General features: G+C 73.8%; 16 protein-coding genes. 5 read left to right on the plus strand and 11 right to left on the minus strand.

The window, feature by feature from the left end; translation table 11 throughout:
• Window positions 1–20: 20 nt before the first annotated feature.
• Window positions 21–1,628, minus strand: a complete 1,608-nt coding sequence (locus EMA09_RS09635) for a carboxyl transferase domain-containing protein (RefSeq protein ID WP_129840654.1) — start codon at window positions 1,626–1,628, stop codon at window positions 21–23.
• A gap of 47 nt (window positions 1,629–1,675) precedes the next feature.
• Between EMA09_RS09635 and EMA09_RS09640 the strand changes: the two genes are divergently transcribed.
• On the plus strand, window positions 1,676–2,275 hold the full coding sequence (locus EMA09_RS09640) for a TetR/AcrR family transcriptional regulator (RefSeq protein ID WP_129840655.1): 600 nt from the start codon (window positions 1,676–1,678) through the stop codon (window positions 2,273–2,275).
• Between the two features lie 23 nt (window positions 2,276–2,298).
• Here EMA09_RS09640 and EMA09_RS09645 read toward each other — a convergent pair whose 3' ends face one another.
• Complete coding sequence (locus EMA09_RS09645) at window positions 2,299–3,924, minus strand: tetratricopeptide repeat protein (RefSeq protein ID WP_240796644.1); 1,626 nt, start codon at window positions 3,922–3,924, stop codon at window positions 2,299–2,301.
• Window positions 3,925–4,213: 289 nt separating this feature from the next.
• Window positions 4,214–7,243 (minus strand): UPF0182 family protein, encoded by a 3,030-nt coding sequence (locus tag EMA09_RS09650; RefSeq protein WP_129843940.1) that lies wholly within the window; start codon window positions 7,241–7,243, stop codon window positions 4,214–4,216.
• A 129-nt stretch (window positions 7,244–7,372) separates the two neighbouring features.
• Here EMA09_RS09650 and EMA09_RS09655 point away from each other — a divergent pair, with 129 nt between their 5' ends.
• Window positions 7,373–7,948 (plus strand): PPA1309 family protein, encoded by a 576-nt coding sequence (locus EMA09_RS09655; protein ID WP_206305927.1) that lies wholly within the window; start codon window positions 7,373–7,375, stop codon window positions 7,946–7,948.
• Window positions 7,949–7,987: 39 nt separating this feature from the next.
• Here EMA09_RS09655 and EMA09_RS09660 read toward each other — a convergent pair whose 3' ends face one another.
• The 4 genes from EMA09_RS09660 to EMA09_RS09670 form a co-directional block, all read right to left on the minus strand.
• Window positions 7,988–9,082, minus strand: a complete 1,095-nt coding sequence (locus EMA09_RS09660) for a PDZ domain-containing protein (RefSeq protein WP_129840658.1) — start codon at window positions 9,080–9,082, stop codon at window positions 7,988–7,990.
• 25 nt (window positions 9,083–9,107) lie between these two features.
• Window positions 9,108–9,281 (minus strand): hypothetical protein, encoded by a 174-nt coding sequence (locus tag EMA09_RS28265; RefSeq protein WP_168220681.1) that lies wholly within the window; start codon window positions 9,279–9,281, stop codon window positions 9,108–9,110.
• A gap of 93 nt (window positions 9,282–9,374) precedes the next feature.
• Window positions 9,375–9,833, minus strand: coding sequence for a molybdenum cofactor biosynthesis protein MoaE (locus EMA09_RS09665; protein ID WP_129840659.1), 459 nt, complete (start codon window positions 9,831–9,833; stop codon window positions 9,375–9,377).
• Between the two features lie 54 nt (window positions 9,834–9,887).
• Window positions 9,888–11,036, minus strand: a complete 1,149-nt coding sequence (locus EMA09_RS09670; RefSeq protein ID WP_129840660.1) for an SDR family oxidoreductase — start codon at window positions 11,034–11,036, stop codon at window positions 9,888–9,890.
• 146 nt (window positions 11,037–11,182) lie between these two features.
• Between EMA09_RS09670 and EMA09_RS09675 the strand changes: the two genes are divergently transcribed.
• Both EMA09_RS09675 and EMA09_RS09680 read left to right on the plus strand, forming a co-directional pair.
• Window positions 11,183–12,637 carry a zinc-dependent metalloprotease gene (locus EMA09_RS09675; RefSeq protein ID WP_129840661.1) on the plus strand — a complete coding sequence of 485 codons (1,455 nt, stop codon included), beginning with the start codon at window positions 11,183–11,185 and terminating at the stop codon, window positions 12,635–12,637.
• Window positions 12,634–13,170: an NUDIX domain-containing protein gene (locus tag EMA09_RS09680; protein ID WP_129840662.1), complete on the plus strand. Its 537-nt coding sequence runs from the start codon at window positions 12,634–12,636 to the stop codon at window positions 13,168–13,170. Before EMA09_RS09675 ends, EMA09_RS09680 begins: the two co-directional genes overlap by 4 nt.
• 35 nt (window positions 13,171–13,205) lie before the next feature.
• On the opposite strand, the gene EMA09_RS09685 is transcribed toward EMA09_RS09680, so the two are convergent.
• The 4 genes from EMA09_RS09685 to EMA09_RS09700 all read right to left on the minus strand — a co-directional run bounded on the left by EMA09_RS09685 (window position 13,206) and on the right by EMA09_RS09700 (window position 17,059).
• Window positions 13,206–13,958, minus strand: a complete 753-nt coding sequence (locus EMA09_RS09685; RefSeq protein WP_129840663.1) for an AIM24 family protein — start codon at window positions 13,956–13,958, stop codon at window positions 13,206–13,208.
• A 19-nt stretch (window positions 13,959–13,977) separates the two neighbouring features.
• A complete protein-coding gene (locus EMA09_RS09690; RefSeq protein WP_129840664.1) occupies window positions 13,978–14,661 on the minus strand; it encodes an AIM24 family protein in 684 nt (227 codons plus the stop codon).
• Between the two features lie 12 nt (window positions 14,662–14,673).
• Window positions 14,674–16,311 carry a TerD family protein gene (locus tag EMA09_RS09695; protein WP_129840665.1) on the minus strand — a complete coding sequence of 546 codons (1,638 nt, stop codon included), beginning with the start codon at window positions 16,309–16,311 and terminating at the stop codon, window positions 14,674–14,676.
• Window positions 16,312–16,414: 103 nt separating this feature from the next.
• Window positions 16,415–17,059, minus strand: coding sequence for a M48 family metallopeptidase (locus tag EMA09_RS09700; RefSeq protein ID WP_206305928.1), 645 nt, complete (start codon window positions 17,057–17,059; stop codon window positions 16,415–16,417).
• A 351-nt stretch (window positions 17,060–17,410) separates the two neighbouring features.
• Here EMA09_RS09700 and EMA09_RS09705 point away from each other — a divergent pair, with 351 nt between their 5' ends.
• Window positions 17,411–18,505 (plus strand): ThiF family adenylyltransferase, encoded by a 1,095-nt coding sequence (locus EMA09_RS09705; protein WP_129840666.1) that lies wholly within the window; start codon window positions 17,411–17,413, stop codon window positions 18,503–18,505.
• Window positions 18,506–18,517: the final 12 nt, after the last annotated feature.

Consider the following 18,517-nt stretch of genomic DNA (forward strand, 5'->3'; position numbering starts at 1 on the left):
CTCCTCACGTGCTCGGGCTGTCACATCCGGAAGACGCCGTAGCCGCCCTCGGCCAGCGGCGCGTTGGCGCAGGCGGTGAGCGCGAGACCGAGGACGGTGCGCGTCTCCAGCGGGTCGATCACCCCGTCGTCCCACAGGCGGGCGGTGGCGTACCAGGCGCTGCCGCGCTCCTCGTACTGCTCGCGGATGGGGGCCTTGAACGCCTCCTCCTCGGCCTCGCTCCAGTCGGGCCGCTGGTCGCGGCGCACGGTGGCGAGGACGGCGGCGGCCTGCTCGCCGCCCATGACGGAGATCTTCGCGTTGGGCCACATCCACAGGAACCGGGGCGAGTAGGCGCGGCCGCACATCGAGTAGTTGCCCGCGCCGTAGGAGCCGCCGATGACGACGGTCAGTCTGGGTACGCGGGCGCAGGCGACCGCCGTCACCATCTTGGCGCCGTGCTTGGCGATGCCGCCGGCCTCGTAGGCGCGGCCCACCATGAACCCCGAGATGTTCTGCAGGAAGAGGAGCGGGATGCCGCGCTGGTCGCACAGCTCGACGAAGTGGGCGCCCTTCTGGGCGGACTCGGAGAAGAGGATTCCGTTGTTCGCGACGACGCCGACCGGGTGACCGTGGATGTGCGCGAAGCCGGTGACCAGGGTCGTCCCGAAGCCCGCCTTGAACTCGGCGAACCGCGACCCGTCCACCAGCCGGGCGATGACCTCCCGCACGTCGTAGGGCGTGCGGGGGTCGACGGGGACCGCGCCGTACAGGCCGGCGGGATCGACGGCCGGTTCCTCGGCCGGCTCGACCGGCCAGGGCAGCGGGCCGCGCGGCGGGAGCGTGGCGGCGATGGTGCGGACGATGCGCAGGGCGTGCGCGTCGTCGTCGGCGAGGTGGTCGGCGACCCCCGAGACCTTGGTGTGGACCTCGCCGCCGCCCAGCTCCTCGGCGGTGACGACCTCGCCGGTCGCCGCCTTCACCAGCGGCGGGCCGCCGAGGAAGATCGTGCCCTGGCCGCGGACGATGACGGCCTCGTCGCTCATCGCCGGGACGTACGCGCCGCCCGCCGTGCAGGACCCGAGGACGGCGGCGATCTGCGGGATGCGGGCGGCGGACAGGCGGGCCTGGTTGTAGAAGATGCGGCCGAAGTGGTCACGGTCGGGGAAGACCTCGTCCTGCAGCGGCAGGTAGGCACCTCCCGAGTCGACCAGGTAGAGGCAGGGGAGGCGGTTGTCGAGGGCGATCTCCTGGGCGCGGAGGTGCTTCTTCACCGTCATCGGGTAGTACGTGCCGCCCTTGACGGTCGCGTCGTTGGCGACGACGACGGCCTCCCGGCCGCTGACCCGGCCGATGCCCGCGATCACCCCGGCGGCGGGCGCGGCGCCGTCGTACATGCCGTCGGCGGCGAGCGGCGCGATCTCCAGGAACGGGGAGCCCGCGTCGAGGAGGGCGTCCACCCGGTCGCGGGGCAGCATCTTGCCGCGCGCGGTGTGCCGGGCGCGGGCGCGCTCCCCGCCGCCGAGCCGGGCGGCGGCCAGCTTCGCGCGCAGGAGGGCGACCAGCTCCCGGTGGGCCGCCTCGTTGGCGGCCCACCCTCCGGAGGTCGGGTCGGCCGTACTGCTCAGCACCGGTGCTGCCTGCCGCATGGACTCAGGTTAACGCTCGCTAACCTGCCTGTCTACAATGCCTGACCATGACCACTCACGCCCCCTCCCCCCGCCGCCTGCAGATCCTGCGCGAGGCGTCCCGCCTCTTCGCCGAACGGGGGTTCCACGGTGTCGGGGTGGACGAGATAGGGGCCGCCGTCGGCATCAGCGGCCCGGCGCTCTACCGTCACTTCCCTGGCAAGGACGCGATGCTGACGGAGCTGCTGGTCGGCATCAGCGGCCGGCTGCGGGACGGCGGGGAGCGGCGCGTGCGGGAGGCCAGGGACGCGGGGCTGCCCGCCGCCGAGGTGCTGGACGCGCTGATCGAGGGGCACATCGACTTCGCGCTGGACGACCGCGCCCTGATCATCCTGCACGACCGGGAGCTCGACCGCCTCCCGGAGGCCGACCGCAAGCGGGTGCGGCGGCTCCAGCGCGAGTACGTCGAACTGTGGGTGGGCGTGGTGCGGCGGGTGCACGGGGACCTGCCGGAGCCGCTCGCGCGTGCCACCGTGCACGCCGTCTTCGGGCTGCTGAACTCGACACCCCACCTGTCACGGCCGAGCGCGCTGCCGTCCCGCGAGGGGACGGCGGCGCTGCTGCGGCGGCTGGCGCACGCCGCGTTCGCCGCGGCGGCCGACGGCTGAACCGCCGGCCGCCGCCCCGGCCGTCAGGCCGTCAGCTCCTGCCGGAGTGCGTCCCGCAGGCGGGCGGCGCGGCGCGACACCTCGTCCGGCCCCAGCTCCATGGCGCGCGTGCACCAGCTCCCGCCCTCGGCGAGGTCGCCCCGGCGCGAGGCCATCAGCGCGAGCCGCAGCGCGGCACGCCCGTGCCCGGCCTCGGCGGCACGGCGCCACCACAGCGCGGCCTCCGGCTCACTGCCCTCGCGCGCCAGCAGCAGCCCGAGGTTGAACGCGCCGTTGCGGCTGCCCGCCTCGGCCGCCGCCCGGTACCAGCGGGCGGCCTCGTCCACCTCGTCCCGCGCGGCCGCGCACATGCCGAGCTTGACCTGTGCCCGGCGGTGACCGTGCTCGGCGGCCCGGCGGTACCAGTCCTCGGACTCGGCGTCGCCGCGCCGCTCCAGCAGCACCGCGAGCCGGAACGCGCCCTCGACGCTGTCGCCCTCGGCGGCCTGCCGCAGATACGTCTCGGCACGGGCGGAGTCCGCGTCGTCGCCGGAGCGCAGCAGCTCGACCGCCACCTGCAGGGCCGCCTCGGCGTGCCCGTCGTGCGCGGCCTGCTCGTACCAGTGCCGCGCGCGCTCGGTGTCACCGCGCCCCGCGTGGAGGATGCCCAGGTTGAACGCGGCGTCGATGCTGCCCGCCTCGGCCGCCTTGGAGAACCACGGCTCGGCCCCGTCCGCGTCGCCGCGCTGCAGCAGCAGGACGGCCAGCGCGTTGGCCGCCTCGCGGTGCCCGGCGTACGCGGCGCGCCGGTACCACTGCTCGGCCTGCTCCGTGCGGCCCTGCCCGGCGCACAGCAGCGCGAGGTTGAACGCGCCGTTCATGTCGCCGGCGTCGAGGGCCGCGCGGTACCAGCGGTGGGCCTCCTGGCGCTCACCGCGCTCCGCGTGCAGGGCGCCGAGGGCGTTGGCCGCGGGGCCGTCGCCGTCACGCGCCGCGCACCACCACCAGCGCTCGGCGCCGACCTCGTCGCCCGCGTCCCGCAGCAGGAAGCCGAGGGCGCTGGCCGCACGGGCCTCGCCCGCCTCGGCCGCCTCCAGGTACCAGCGCTGGGCCTCCCCGACCTCGCCGCGCTCCTCCAGCAGCCCGCCCAGACGCAGCGCGGCACGCCGGTGCCCGCGCGCGGCGGCCTGCCGGAACCACGGCTCGGCCTCGGCGCCGTCCCGCTCGGCGAGCAGGACCGCGTACCGGTAGGCGCCCTCGCGGTGCCCCCGCTCGGCGGCGGCGCGGAACCAGGCGCGCGCCTCCGGCGCGCCCCGGTGGTCGAGCAGGTCGGCCAGCGCGTAGGCGCCGGACGCGTGCCCCGATTCGGCGGCCTGCCGCAGCCAGTACTCGGCGGCCGCCTCGTCACCGCTCTCGCGGTGCCGGCGCCCCAGGGCGTGGGCGGCGGGCGCGGATCCCGCCACGGCGGCGATGCGCCACCACTCGGCGGCCTCGTCACCGCGGCCGGACTGGTGCAGCAGTACTCCCAGGTTGTTCGCCGCGGAACGCTCCCCGTCCGCGGCGGCCGCGCGCAGCGGCGCCTCGGCCTGGTCCAGGTCGCCGAGGCGCAGCAGCCGCGCGCCCTCGCGCGCGGCCGTGCGGCTGCTCTCGAACCTCGCCATGTCCCCCATAAGGTCCATCGTCGCACCACCTGAAACCTGCGTACACCTGGTATACCGCAGCCAGTGAGTCACTTGAGCGGTTTATCGACTTCCCGATATGGAAACACCCAAACACCGTCGCCGGCGGGGGTTTCCCGGGAGTCGACAGGCAGTATGACGCCCGCCACTGACAACCCAGGTCAGCGCGGACGCCGGGCAACGGCCGAACAGATGCCCAAGGTTGACGTTGCCACACCCCGGACGTGACGAAGGGTCCGGAGCCGCGATGGCCCCGGACCCTTCACCAGTGCGTCACATGTCAGGCGCTGCCGCCCCCGCCGGCGTCCGCGCCGCCGTCGGGAGTGTCTTCGCTTTCCTCACCGTTCTCACTGTTGTCGCCGTTGTCACCGTTGCCGCCGGTGTCGGCGTCACCGCCCGAATCGCCGGTGTCGCCGGAATCACCGCCGCTGTCACCGGCGTCGCTGCCCTGGGCCTCGGCGAGCCGGTCCAGCGCGTCGGCGAGACGCTGCTGGGCCTCCTCCCACGAGTCCTGGGCGTCCTCCAGGGCGTCCTGCGCCTCCTGGATGGCGTCCTCCAGCTCGGTGCCGCCGTCGGCCGGCGGCTCCTCCTCGTCCGGTTCGTCCGGCGCTGGTTCCTCACCCGATTCAGTGACCCCGAAGACGACGTCGAGCGCCTCCGACAGGCTGTCCTCGAACGCGGTCTCCTCGCCGTAGGTGACCAGCACCTTCCGCAGGAGCGGGTAGTTCGTGCTCGCACCGCGGACGTACACCGGTTCGACGTAGAGCAGGCCGCCCTCCAGGGGAACGGTCAGCAGGTTGCCGTACTCGACCTCGGAGTCGCCGCGCTGGAGGATGTTGATCTCCGTGGCGATGTCGGGGTCGGAGTTGAATCTGCTCTGGACCTGTTGCGGACCCCACACCGTCGTGTTCGACGGGAGCGTGAGGATGCGCATCTTCCCGTAGTCGTCGGATCTCGCGTCCGCCTCGACCGCCATGTAGGCGGCCAGGGTGTCGCGGTTGAGCGGGGTGAAGGTCGTCGTCAGCGAGAAGACCTGCTGGTCCTGGTCCGGCATCCGCATGCTCAGGTAGTACGGCGGCACGGACTGGCCCTCGTGCGTCGGGTCGTCCGGCACCTCCCAGCGCTCCGAGCCGCTGTAGAACTGGTCGGCCGTCTCCACGTGGTAGCGCTGCAGCAGGTCGCGCTGCACCTTGAAGAGGTCCTGCGGGTAGCGCAGGTGGTCGAGCAGCTCGTCGCTGATGCTGTCCTTCGGCTCGACGGTGCCGGGGAACGCCTTCATCCACGTGTCGAGGACCGGGTCGTTCTCGTCCCACTCGTAGAGCACGACCTCGCCCGAGTAGGCGTCGACCGTGGCCTTGACCGAGTTGCGGATGTAGTTGACCTGGTTCTCCTGCGCGATGACGTCGCCCTGCGTCTCGGTGAGCGAGGTCTCCGTGACGTCGCCCAGCGTGGTGCGCGAGGCGTACGGATAGCCGTTGGTCGTCGTGTAGGCGTCCACGATCCACTGGATGCGGCCGTCGACGACCGCCGGGTACGGGTCGCCGTCGATCGTCAGCCACGGCGCGACCGCCTCGACGCGCTCCTTCGGCGTGCGGTTGTAGAGGATCCGGGAACCCTCGCCGATCGCACCGGAGTAGAGGATCTGCGGCTCACCCATGGTCAGGGCGTACGCGGCGCGGTTGAGGTAGTTGTCGAGGTTGACGCCGGAGTCGCCCTCGTAGCTGTACTCGACCTCGCCGTCCTCGCCCGCGTAGTCGATCTCCTGCTGCGGGCCGCCGACGATGGAGTACTGCGTCGTGTACTCGCCGTAGTAGATCCGCGGCTCGTAATCGCCGAGGTTGCCTTCCGGCGGCAGGTTCTGCTCGGTGAAGTCGGGCTGGCCGTTGTCCTGGACCGAGGTGCCGCTGGCCGCGACGACGCCGAAGCCGTGCGTGTAGCGGAAGTGCTCGTTGATCCAGTTGCGCTCGGGGATCTGCGTGATGTCCATCTCGCGCAGGCCGACGACCGTGTCCTGCTCACCGTCGGCCGTGTCGTACCGGTCGACGTCCAGCGTCTCGGGGAACTTGTAGTACCCGCGCACCTGCTGGATCTGCTGGAACGCCGGCGAGACCACGCTCGGGTCGAGCTGGCGGATGCTCACCGTGTCGCCCACCGACTCGCGCAGTGTGTCCGCCCCGGCCTCGCTCTGGCCGCTGTAGTCCTCGATGGACGCGTCCGCGATGTCGTACGCGTCCATGGTGGCGTCCATGTGCTTCTGGATGTACGGCGTCTCCTTGGCCTGCTCGTTCGGCCGGACCTGGAACTGCTGGACCAGCGCCGGGTACACGCCGCCGATGAGCACGGCCGACAGCACCATCAGGCCGAGGCCGATGACCGGGAGCTGCCAGCCGCGCCGCCACAGCGCCGCGAAGAACAGCAGCGCGCAGATCGCCGCGATGATGGTGAGGATCGTCTTGGCCGGCAGGTACGCGTTCGCGTCGACGTAGCGCAGGCCCGTCCAGCCCTCCGCGTTGCGGAAGTCGCCGCCCTTGAGGGCGAGTCCGTACCGGTCGAACCAGTACGCCACCGCCTTGAGCGCGACGAACAGGCCGAGCAGCACCGACAGGTGCTTCGTGGCCGCGGGGGTGACGCGGCTGCCCGGCGTCGTGAGGCGCACACCGCCGTACAGGTAGTGCGTGAGCGCGGCGGCGATCGTGGACAGCACCACGACCGCGAAGCCGAAGCCGATGAGGAAGCGGTAGAAGGGGTAGTCGAACGCGAAGAACGACACGTCCCGGTGGAACTGCGGGTCCTCCTGCCCGAACGACGTGCCGTTCACCCACTGGAGCCACGTGCGCCACTGGCCGGACGCCGAACCGCCCGCGATCAGGCCGATCACCAGCGCCACCGCGAGCACGACCCACCGCTTGTACGGCGCGATGCTCATGCGGTAGCGGTCGAGGTTCTGCTGCTCCATGGACATGGCGCTCAGCGGCGGCCGCAGCCGGTGCGCCAGCCAGATGTTGAACCCGACGGCGAGCGCCATCACCAGCCCGAAGACGGCGAACATGACGACCCGTGTGAGCATCTGGGTCCGGTAGACGCTGGTGTAGTCCACCGAGCGGTACCAGAGCCAGTCGGTCCAGAACTGTGCGAACATGGCGAACGCGATGGCCAGTCCGGCCAGGATCGCCGCCGTGATGAGCAGGGTCTTCGCGCCCCTGGAGGGACGCCCGACGCTGAACCGGGGTCCGCCCGGTCCGCCGGGACCTCTGGGACCTCGGGGTCCGTTCGGGCCGTTGGAGCCACGGCCCGACCCCCGGTCCGGCATCTGGAAAGCCAAGGTGCGCACCTCAAAGATTCGCAGTGGTTGAAGCCGGGCCGACCGGTCAGCGGCCCACCCGACTAACTTACTCAAGCTTTACTCGGTTCCCGTTTTCGGGGTATGAGACGGCACGATATGCCCATGGACAACACCGCCCCCGGAGAAACCGGATCTCTTCCCCCCACTGCCGACCCATTGACCAGGGCCGTTCTCGAGATCGACGACTACGCGGCGGGGCTCGGCTGGGACCGGCCCGCGCTGCTGTTCGCCCTCGTGGACACGGCCAGGCTCCGCGCCGAGGAACCGGGGCTCGCCGACCGTCTCGACGTCGCCGACGACCCGGGCGCCACGGAGCTGACCCCGGTCGAGCAGGACGAACTGCCGCCGGACGTGCCCCTGGACGAGTTCCTCGCGACGATCGCCTGGCCGGACGCCGTGACCGGCTGCGCGCTCACCCTGGAGCGCCTGATGCTGCCGCCGTCCGCCGAGGCCGCCCTCCCCGAGGGGCTGTCCGAGGACGAGCTGACGCGGTGGGTCGCCGAGCACCCGGAGCGGCGCGAGGTCAGGATGACGGTGGCCGTCACCCGGGACGGGCGCCGCGAATCGGCGCTGCGGCTGCGGGAGAAGGACACCCCCACGGAGGTGCTGACGGGCGCCGGGCTCGTGCCGAACCTCGCGGAGGCCCTGGCCGCCACTTTCTCGGACGACTGACGCGCCGGCCGGCCGACGGCCGCGGCGGGGGCGCGGCGGTCAGCCGGCCGAGCAGAGCGGGAGGTCGCCGGCGCGGTCGCCGCGGATGTCCGCGAGGGCGTCGAGGGCGTCCTGCAGCGTGTCGACCTCGACGAGGGTCAGGCCGTCCGGCCGGTTCTCCGCCGCGGTGGCGCAGTTGTCGGACGGGGTGAGGAAGTACGTGGCGCCGGCGTCCCGGGCCGCGATGATCTTCATCGACACGCCGCCGATGGGACCGACCGTGCCCTCGTCGTCGATGGTGCCCGTCCCGGCGACGAACTCCCCGCCCGTCAGATCCCCCTCGGTCAGCACGTCCACCAGGCCCAGCGAGAACATCAGGCCCGCGCTCGGGCCGCCGACGTCCGCCAGCTTGATGTCGATGTCGAACGGGAAGGTGTGCGTGACGCCCGCCTGGATGCCGACGACGGCCCGCTGGTCGTCGTCGGCCGCCTCGGTCGTGATCTCGACGTCGCGCGCGTCGGCGTCGGACGCCTGCTCCCCCGCGTCGTGCGCCGCCTCGGCCACGTCCGCCGGGACGACCGTGAACACGACCGTCTCGCCCGGCTCGTGGGCCGTCACCTGCTCGGCCACCTCGGCCGGCTCGGATATGGGGGTGCCGTCCACCGCGAGGATCGCGTCACCGGCGTGCAGGCGGCCCTGGGCCGGGCTGTCCTCCAGGACGGCGCCGACGATCGTCTGCGTCGGCACGTCGTACCCGATCTCCTCCAGCGCGGCGACCTTCGCGCTCTCCTGGGAGGCGCTGAACTCCTCCGCGTTCTGCTCCTCGACCTCGTCGGCCGACACGTCCTGCGGGTAGAGCGTGTCGTACGGCACGACGGAACGGTCGTCCGCCAGCCAGCCGCCGACGGCCTCCAGCAGGTTCATGCGGTAGTCGACACCGGTGACGCGGACGGTCGTCATGTTGAGGTGGCCGGCCGCGTCGTACGTCTCGTGGCCGTCGATGGTGAGGACGGGCTCGCCGTCGTGCCGGCCCAGGGTGTTGACCGTGGGCCCGGGCGACATCTCGCCGTACGGCACGTGGATCAGGAGACCGGCGCAGAGCAGTCCTATGAGCAGCAGGGTGGACGTGAGCAGCGTCGCGGTGCGGCGTGGCATGCCTCGACAGTACGGGACGGCACTGTCAGCCGTCGGCCGGGGCTCGTTCCATGGCGGCGCGGAACGCCTCGTAGCCGCGGACGCCGGCATGGTCGCGGACACCCTTGACGTTGGTGCTCCGCCGCGTGGCCCACACGCTCCACAGGCCGGCGACGACGGCCCCGGCGACGGGAATCAGCAGCCAAACGAGAACCGCCATGATCTACCTCCCACCTCGGCGATCGGCGACGTAACCCCAACGCTCCGCCCGGTCCGCCGGTTACGCAACCCGACCGGTGCACCGTACCCGGCCTCACCCGGTCGGCGCGCAGGCCCCCGCCCCGACCCACTCCTCGGAACCGTCGGCGAACGTCTGGTGCTTCCAGATGGGCACCTCGCGCTTCAGGTCGTCGATGAGGCGGCGGCACGCCTCGAACGCCTCGCCGCGGTGCGCGCAGGCGACCGCGACCACGACGGCGGTGTCGCCGACGGCGAGCGGGCCGACGCGGTGGACGGCGGCGACGGCGCGGACCGGGAAGTCGGCCGCGACGCGTTCGGCGACCTCGCGCAGCGCGCGCTGCGCGCCGGGATGGGCCGAGTAGTCCAGTGAGGTGACGGCGGGGTGTCCGGGCGGGCCGTCGTGGTCGCGGACGGTGCCGCTGAAGAAGGCGGTTCCGCCGGCGGCGGGATCGGCGACGGCCGCGAGCACCTCGTCCACCGACAGCGGCGTGTCACGGATGGCGATCAGACGGACGGTGTCGGGGGCGGGCATGGACGGTCTCCTCGGTGGCGGTGTGACGGGGACGGCGAGGGGGGACGGGGCGGTTCAGCGGCGGCGGGCGCGGCGCGCGCGGCGGACGAGGGCCGCGGTGCCCACGAGGGCGACGGTCGCGCCGGCGGCGCCGAGCGTGGTGGCCGCGTCCTTGCGGCCGAGACGGCGGCCGGCGACCGTGTGGCGGCCCGCGACCTCGGTGAGGAGTTCGGCGAGCACCTGCTCGTTCGTCCAGGAGGGGCGCCACCCCGCCTCGTGCAGGCGGCTGCCGCTGACGACCCACGGGTGCATCGTGTAGGCGAGGTCGCCGGCCGGGGACGGCGTCAGGCCGAGGCGGTGCAGGCGGGCGGCGGCGCCGAGGGCGACGGCCGGGGGGAGTTCCATGCGGCGGATGCCGGACAGTTCCTCGACCTCCTCCTGTTCGAGCCACCCGTCGCAGCCGACCGCGAACTCGCCGTCGACCTTCTCGAGCACCGCGTACTCCAGGGCGCTGACCAGGTCGTCGACGTGGCAGAACTGCCAGCGCGGCCGGGATCCGGCGACCACGAGCAGCCGCGGCGACTCGAAGTAGCGGGTCAGCGCGGTGTCGGTGCCGCCGACCAGGACGGCGGGGCGGAGCACCGTGACATTGAGGCCGGGATGGGCACGCGGGGCGCGTTCGGCCAGGCGTTCGATCTCCAGGAGGTCGCCGACGCAGGTGGCGTCCGCGGTGGCGCGCAGTTCGGCGTCCTCGGCGAGCGGTACGTCGTTGTCGGGCAGGGCGCCGTAGACCATGGCGGACGTGCACAGGACGACGCGGCGGACCCCGGCGGCGGCAGCGGCCGTGAGGACCGTCTGGGCGCCGCGGACGTTGTAGGCCGTACGGGCGGCCGGGTCCGACTCCAGGTCGAGGTCGAGCGCGAGGTGCACCACCACGTCGACGGGCTGCGTGCCGGCTGGCTGGGCACCCCGGTCGCGGGCCGCGCCCGAGGTGCGCAGCAGGTCGGCGATGGCCGGGTCGCGGACGTCGATGGTGTGCCACTCGGCACCGTCGGCGTCGCCGATCCGCTCGTCGAGGGCGAGCACCCGTCTGATCTCCGGGGCGGCCGCGAGCCGCTCGGTGAGCAGGGCGCCGACCCCGCCGGCGGCACCCGTGACCGCGACGGTCAGCGGGGCTGCGGGGCCGTTTCGCGCTGCGCGAACGGCTGGCTCCGGGGAACTCACAGGACCTCTCCAGCGGTTGGTTCTGGTACGACGTGCGCACGCCCATCCTGCCTGAGACGTGTCTAGGCTGGAGGCACGCACCAAGTGATGACAGGCACGTCGGAGCCTCCGACCGCACGCCCCACCAGATGAAGCCGAGGATTCCCGTGAGTGACTTCCCATTCGGATTCGGCCTGCCGCAGGAGCCCGGCGACGACGAGCCGGACAAGAAGAAGGGCGAGGGCGACGACCGGGCGGGCCGGAGCGGTCCCGGCCCGGCGGACAACCCGCTGGCCGCGCTCTTCGGGGGGCTCGGGGGCGGCCCGGGCGGGATGCGTCCGCAGGACCTCGGCGCGGCGTTCCAGCAGCTCGGCCAGATGCTGTCGTACGAGGGCGGCCCGGTCAACTGGGAGCTCGCCCGGAACGTCGCCCGCCAGGCGGTCGCGCAGGGCGCCGAGGACGGCTCGAAGGACCGCAGTGTCGGCCCGCAGGAGCGGGCGGACGTCGAGGAGGCCCTGCGGCTGGCCGATCTGTGGCTCGACGGTGTGACGACGTTCCCGTCCGGCACCGGCTCGGCGGTCGCCTGGAGCCGTGCCGAGTGGGTCGAGGCCACGCTGCCGGTGTGGCGCGAACTGGTGGACCCGGTCGCCGAGCGTGTCGGCGCCGCCATGGGGAACGTCCTGCCGGGCGACATGCAGGCCATGGCCGGGCCGCTGCTCGGCATGATGCGGTCGATGGGCGGCGCCATGTTCGGCACGCAGATCGGGCAGGCCGTGGGCGTGCTCGCGGGCGAGGTCGTCGGGTCGACGGACGTGGGCCTGCCCCTCGCGCCGGCCGGCAAGGCGGCCCTCCTCCCGCAGAACGTCGCGGCCCTCGGCGCGGGGCTCGGCGTCGAGGAGCGCGAGGTGCGGCTCTACCTGGCGCTCCGCGAGGCGGCGCACCAGCGGCTGTTCGCGCACGTGCCGTGGCTGCGCTCCCACCTCTTCGGCGCGGTCGACGGGTACGCGCGCGGCATCCAGGTGGACACCGGGCGGCTCGAGGACCTGATGGGGCAGCTCGACCCGACGCGCCCCGAGGAGCTGCAGGAGAAGCTGCAGCAGGGGCTGCTCCAGCCGGAGGACACGCCGCAGCAGAAGGCGGCCCTGGCCCGGCTGGAGACGGCGCTCGCGCTCGTCGAGGGGTGGGTCGACGCGGTGGTGCACGCCGCGGCCGAGCCGCACCTGCCGTCCGCCTCCGCCCTGCGCGAGACCCTGCGCCGGCGGCGGGCGACCGGCGGCCCGGCCGAGCAGACGTTCGCGACGCTCATCGGTCTTGAGCTGCGGCCGCGGCGGCTGCGGGACGCGGCCCGGCTGTGGGCCTCCCTGACGGACGCGCGCGGCCCGCAGGGCAGGGACGCGCTGTGGGCGCACCCGGACATGCTGCCGACCGCCGGCGACCTGGACGACCCGGACGGCTTCGTGCACCGCGAGCAGCTCGACTTCTCGGAGCTGGACCGGATGCTGGGCGACGCGGCGGGCGAGCGCGGCCCGCGGCTCGACAAGGACTCCGACAGCACGGACGGCACGACGGACGACGACGGCGGCGAGGGCACGGACGGCGACGGCGGCGAGGGCACGCGGTGACGCTGCACGCGGACGCGTCCCGTGTCCTGGCCGCCTGGTCCGCGCCCGACACGGAGCAGGACGGGCTGCGCCGGGCGTACGCGGACCATCTCGCGGCCCACCCGGACGGCATGTGGCGCTCCTGCGCTGAGGGCCACATCACGGCCAGCGCCCTCGTCGTCGACCCCGGGGGCGGCCGGGTCCTGCTGACGCTGCACCCGAAGGTCGGCGCGTGGCTCCAGACCGGCGGCCACTGCGAGCGGTCCGACGCGACCCTGGCGGCCGCCGCCCTCCGTGAGGCCACGGAGGAGTCCGGCATCGCGGGGCTCACGCTGCTCCCCGAGCCCGTGCGGCTCGACCGGCATCGGACGCGCTGCGCGGTCCACCTGGACGTGCAGTACGCGGCGGTGGCTCCGCCCGGGGCGGCTCCGGTGATGAGCGACGAGTCGCTCGACCTGCGCTGGTTCGGCTACGAAGAGGTGGCCGCGGTGAGCGACCCGTCGGTGGTCGCGCTGACGGCCGCGGCCCGCCGCCTGCTGCCCGCGCCGGCGTAGCGCGGGCCGCGCCGGACCCGGGCGCGGGCCTCCTCCTAGCGCGGGCCCCAGGCGCCGCCCTGACCCATGCCCGGTGTCGTGTTCTGCCGGACCTGGCCGCCCAGCAGCTCGCCGAACGAGGTGTGCGTCGGCGGCAGCAACTCGCTCGGCTGGACGACGACATGGCCCTGGCCGAGGAAGTTGAGCTCCCAGCCCTCGCCCGTGTTGCCCCGGCGGCGCCACACGGACTTCGCGCTGGTCTGGGCCTGCATCTGGACCCGCAGCGACGACGACCAGGCCACGACGGCGTCGGCGTCCGCGCTGACGTTGCTCTCGGGCGTCACCCGCAGCACGAGGGGGCGGCCCGACGTGGTGATGGCGACCCGGCCCTGGCCCGAGATGTGCAGGTTGTACGCGCCGGCGCCCGCGATGCCGTACTGGCTCTCGACGGCGACCACGTCCCAGTGGAGGTGGGGGTCGAGCGCGAGGACGTAGGAGCTGTCGATGGTGAGGCCCTCGTGGTCGACGTCGAGCACGTGGATGTGCTGGGCGAGGTTCGCGAGGTAGACGGCTCCCTGGCCGTGGCAGCGCATCAGCGGCAGGACTTCGCCCGTGGCCCACTCGCGGCCCTGCTGGGCGGGCGAACGGTACTCGGGGTCGAACTCCACGATCCCCTCGAAGGCCACCATGCTGCCGCTCCGCGCGAGCACGTCGTCACCCGCGAGGGCGACCCGCACCATGTGTGCGCCCTGGAGGGCGTAGCGGTCCTGCGTCTGATTGACGGTGTGGTTGAACAGCGGACTCTGCATGACGGTGAGGTCCCCCCGGTCAGTTCTGCGGCTGAGCGAGCCGGTCGGCGCTGTCCTCGCTGGGCTGGACGACGACGAATCCCTGGCCGGAGAACCCGAGCTGGAACGCCTCGCCACTGCCCCGGCCGATGAGCGACGACGCCTTGAAGCTGCGCTTGCTCTCCACCCGCAGCCCGGTGGACCACGCGACGAGGGCGTCCGGGTCGACGAACGTCTGGCCGGCCTGGGCGCAGTCCACGACGATCGGGATGCCGCGGCTCGTGACGGCGACCCAGCCGGTGCCGGAGATGCCGATGTTGAACAGGCCCTGCCCGGCGAACTTGGCGACGCCCTTGACCCGCTGCACGCCCCATTCGAGGTGGGCGTCGAACGCGAGGACGTTGGCGGAGTTGACCGAGAGGGTGTCGTCGGCGAGTTCGAGGCAGACGACGTGGGCGCCGTAGTCGGCGAGGTAGAGCAGGCCGTCGCCGTGGCACCGCATGAGCGGCACGTTCTCGCCGCTGAGCCGGCCGGCGACGGCGCGGCCGAGGGCGGCGGGGTTGGCCTCGTACTGGACGAAGCCCTCGTAGCCGATCATCGACCCGGTGCGGGCGAACAGGTCGTTCCCGGACCGCATGACGACCCGGGCGATGGACGGCCCGTGGTTCTCCATGCGGGCGGTGGGTGCGGTCGGGGCATGGCCCGCGATCATGCGCTGGTCCATCACGGGCTCCCGTCAGATCTCGTACGGCTGGATGATGGCGAAGTTCCCCGGGGCGCCGCGGAACTGGAGCTGGGTCGTCTCCCCGGTGTGGCCGGGGAACGCCTGCCGGCGGACCCTGACCTGGTTGGCGACCAGGACCTGCGCGGCGGCGGACCAGGCGACGACGGCGTTGGCGTCGGCGAAGGTCGCGTTGGTGACCGGCAGGACGAGCGGCTCCCCGTGAGTGGTGAGGACGAGCGTGCCGTGGCCCTGGAACTGGAGCGCGAAGAGGGAACCGCCGGGTATGCCGTGCCCGTCGATGCGGCGCACCTCGAAGGACAGGGACTCGTCGAACGCGAGGACGTGCTGGGAGGCGACGACGATCGCGTCGCCCTGCAACTCGACCGGGTGCAGGCGGGCGGCCTCCTCCGCGAGGTGGACCCGCCCGGTGCCGGTGCAGCGCATCAGCGCCGGCATGCCCTCACCGGTGGCCCAGCGGGTCATCCGGCCGCGGATCCCGGCGCCCTTGTAGCCGAACTCGACGTCGCCCTGGTAGAGGACCATGCTGCCCTGCCGTGCGAGGACGGGCTGTCCGTCGATGCCGAGGTCGGCGCGGACGAGCTGCGGGTTCTGCTGGGTCCAGCGGGCGTGCTCGGCGGTGCCGGCGTACTTCTGGAGCGCGCCGCGCAGCCCGCCGCCCGCCGCGGCCCCGGGTGGTGGCGCGCCGTGGAAACCGCCCGGTGGCTGGGCTCCGTAAGGAGCGGCCGGGGGTGTGTGCTGCGGCGGGAACGGCTGGTGCGGGGGCTGCTGGGGCGGCACCGGCTGGTACGGCGCCTGCGGCGGCGCCGGGACGTGCCCCGCCGGCGGGTACGTCGGCTGGCCGGTCTGCGCGGGGAGAGGCTGCGTGGCCTGGGGCTGCACGGGCGGCTGCGGCTGCGCAGGGGGCTGGACCTGTGCGGGAGCCGGCGGCTGCGGCTGCGGTTGTACCGGGGGCTGCGGCTGGGCGGGAGGCTGGACCTGGACGGGGGGCTGAGCCCCGCCGGGCGGTGCGAAACCGGGCACGACGGGCTCGGGCGCGGCCCCGGGCGGTGCGAAGCCCGGCACCGGCTGTGCCGCGGCACCCGCCTGCGCGGCCGGCTCCTCCTCCTCGACCTCGCCACCGAAGTGGCGCAGCAGGGCGGCGAGTCCGCCGTCGAAGCCCTGCCCGACGGCGGCGAACCGCCAGCCGTCCTTCCGGTAGAAGTCGCCCAGCATGACGGCCCGCTCGGTGGTGAAGGCGGAGCCGTCGAACGAGTACCGCGCGACCTCCTCGCCCCCCGCGACGATCCGGAGGTACCCGGGCGCGGCCTGCGCCATCGTGCCGTCGCCGTCGATGGTGGCGGTGAAGGCGAGCCGGTGGATGGCCGCGGGCACCCGGTCGAGGGTGACGCGGAACGACTCGGTGTCCCCGGCCTGCGCGCCCAGGAGCTGGAGGGACTCCTCGGGGGACTTCGGCTGGTTGTAGAAGACGAAGTACCGGTCGTCGGAGAGCCGTTCGTCGGCGTCGAGACCGAAGCAGCTGATGTCGAAGACCATGCCGGGGCCGGTGATCTGCACACCGACGTAGAGGTCGGTGCCGAGCGTCAGGTCACTGAGGCGCGACTTCTGCCCCCGCTGAAATTGCGTCACCATGCGTAACGACCGTCCCCCGTCTCGCCAACAGCCTGCGTCCGACAGGGTAGCCCCTGGGTCGGACAGCGAGCCCGGCAACCGGTGGGTCGAAGGGCGCGCGGACTCAGTCCGAGCGCGGCCAGGGCACGTACGGCAGGCGTTCGGCCCCGACCACGCCCTCCAGGAAGCCGCGGGCGCGCTCGGTGCGCGGGTACCGGTCGAGGAGCCGCCAGAACCCGGGACCGTGCCCCGGCACCAGGAGGTGCGCCAGCTCGTGCAGGAGGACGTAGTCGATGACGTACTCGGGCATGCCCTGGAGGCGGTGGGACAGCCGGATGCTGCCGAGCGCCGGGGTGCACGAGCCCCAGCGCGCGTTCTGGTTGGTCACCCAGCGCACACTGCGGGGGCGGGCGCGGCCCTGGAGGTAGCGCTCGGACAGCTCCGCGGCGCGCTCGGCGAGGGCGTCGTCGCCGAGCATGCGGCGCTCCTCCTGCGCGGCCAGCTTGTCCAGCATGACCGAGACCCAGCGGCGCTCCTCCTCGGCCGTCATGCGGGCCGGGATCATGACGATCGTGCGGTCGCCCTCGCGGTAGGCGGAGACGGTCCTGCGACGCCGGGAGCTGCGCCTGACCTCCACCCGGCCGGCCCTGTCGAGCCGGCCCGCGGGGGCGCCGGGAAGCGGTCCGGTGGCGCTTTCGGCCAGCATCGCCCCGCCCGCCGGCGGGTTCGTCTGCGGCGGGCCGGCGCTGTTCAGCGGATCGGCGGGCACACTTCGACGTTACCCGGTGGGGGGCGGATATGTGCACGCCCGAGCCACCGGATGCTCACGGACGGCGAGCGTTCACGGCGCGGACCCGCCGGAAGGGCCGACAGGAAGCCACCGGAACGCCCTATTTGTAAGATCTTCTCCGCTTCCTGTGGAAAACATCACACGTGACCGTTCGGACCCGATCATGATGGTCCCGTCCCCGCCGATCGCGCGGGGCGGGCGGCCGGGATCGACCCGGCGGTGACGAGGGGGGCAGTGATGGCGCACGGATCGGGGAACCGGGTGGGACACGGCGCGGTGCGCACCGCGGGGCACGGCGGCGGGGGCGGTGCGGGCGGTGGGACCCGTCCGATGATCAAACCGACGCTGCGCCGCGGCTGGCGCGACCGGCAGACCGTCCGGTACGGGGTGACCCCGGCGCACGCCGTGCTCTTCGGGCCGCTCGACGCCGCCACCGAGAGTTTCCTCGCGCTGCTGGACGGCACCCGGCCGATGTCCGTGCTCCGGACCATGGCCAAGGCCCTGGGGCTCGGAGTGGACGGCGCCGACCGCGTGACACGGCGGCTCGCCGAGGCCGGCGTCCTCGCCGACGCCGACGCGGACCGGGCGGCCGCCGCCGAGGCGGGTGACGCCCTGCGGCCGGACCTCGCGTCACTGTCGCTGCTGCACCCGGCCGCGGGCGAGGGGCGGCGGCGCCTCCTCGCCCGGCGCACGGCATGGGTCCAGGTGCGGGGCGCGGGCCGGGTGGGCGCCGCGGTGGCGGTCGCGCTGGCCAGGGCGGGCGTGGGCCGGGTGGAGGTCGTCGACGGCGGCCGCGTCGAGCCGGCGGACACGGCGGCGGGCGGCCTCCGCCCCGAGCACACCGGGCAGCCCCGTGGCGCGGCGGCCGGGGCACTGGCCCGCGCGGCCAGTCCCTGGCCGGGGCGCCCGGCGCGGACCGGGCCGGCGGACGACGGCGCCCGGCTCGTGATCTTCGCGCCGCGGGACGGACTGGCCGCCTACGCGCCGGACCCGGCCGCCGCAGGGGCGGTCATCGCCGCGGGCACCCCGCACCTGTACGCGGGAGTGGTCGAGGCCACGGGCTTCGTCGGCCCGTTCGTCCTGCCGGGGAGGACCGGCTGCGCGGGGTGCCTTCTGCGGACGCGGGCCCGGCGGGAGCCGGGGTGGCCCCTGCTCGTCGGGCAGTGGCGGAACGCCAGGGCCTCACCGGCGCAGGCGTGCGACGGTGCGCTCGCCACCGCCGTCGCGGGGCTGGCCGCCTGCGCGGCGCTGGCCTTCCTCGACGGCGGCGGGCCGCCGGGCGCGGGCGGGCGCCTGGAAGTGGCCCTGCCCGGGCTGACGGTGACGTCCGCTCCGGTGGAGCCGCACGCCGAGTGCCCCTGCGGAGCGGCCGGTGCGGATACTGCGGGGCCGGGCGCAGGGGGGCGGGTCCACAATGTCGGTTAGGTGGACCGGGCG

The organism is Streptomyces sp. RFCAC02 (assembly GCF_004193175.1).
GTDB lineage: Bacteria > Actinomycetota > Actinomycetes > Streptomycetales > Streptomycetaceae > Streptomyces.

Bases quoted from the DNA above. Each gene is read 5' to 3' on its own strand.
- EMA09_RS09695 (WP_129840665.1), bottom strand. From the start codon at position 16,311: ATGGTGACGCAATTTCAGCGGGGGCAGAAGTCGCGCCTCAGTGACCTG.
- EMA09_RS09685 (WP_129840663.1), bottom strand. From the start codon at position 13,958: ATGCAGAGTCCGCTGTTCAACCACACCGTCAATCAGACGCAGGACCGC.
- EMA09_RS09655 (WP_206305927.1), top strand. From the start codon at position 7,373: ATGCCCATGGACAACACCGCCCCCGGAGAAACCGGATCTCTTCCCCCC.
- EMA09_RS09690 (WP_129840664.1), bottom strand. From the start codon at position 14,661: ATGGACCAGCGCATGATCGCGGGCCATGCCCCGACCGCACCCACCGCC.
- EMA09_RS09705 (WP_129840666.1), top strand. From the start codon at position 17,411: ATGATCAAACCGACGCTGCGCCGCGGCTGGCGCGACCGGCAGACCGTC.
- EMA09_RS09645 (WP_240796644.1), bottom strand. From the start codon at position 3,924: ATGGGGGACATGGCGAGGTTCGAGAGCAGCCGCACGGCCGCGCGCGAG.
- EMA09_RS09660 (WP_129840658.1), bottom strand. From the start codon at position 9,082: ATGCCACGCCGCACCGCGACGCTGCTCACGTCCACCCTGCTGCTCATA.
- EMA09_RS09650 (WP_129843940.1), bottom strand. From the start codon at position 7,243: ATGCCGGACCGGGGGTCGGGCCGTGGCTCCAACGGCCCGAACGGACCC.
- EMA09_RS09635 (WP_129840654.1), bottom strand. From the start codon at position 1,628: ATGCGGCAGGCAGCACCGGTGCTGAGCAGTACGGCCGACCCGACCTCC.
- EMA09_RS09640 (WP_129840655.1), top strand. From the start codon at position 1,676: ATGACCACTCACGCCCCCTCCCCCCGCCGCCTGCAGATCCTGCGCGAG.
- EMA09_RS28265 (WP_168220681.1), bottom strand. From the start codon at position 9,281: ATGGCGGTTCTCGTTTGGCTGCTGATTCCCGTCGCCGGGGCCGTCGTC.
- EMA09_RS09665 (WP_129840659.1), bottom strand. From the start codon at position 9,833: ATGCCCGCCCCCGACACCGTCCGTCTGATCGCCATCCGTGACACGCCG.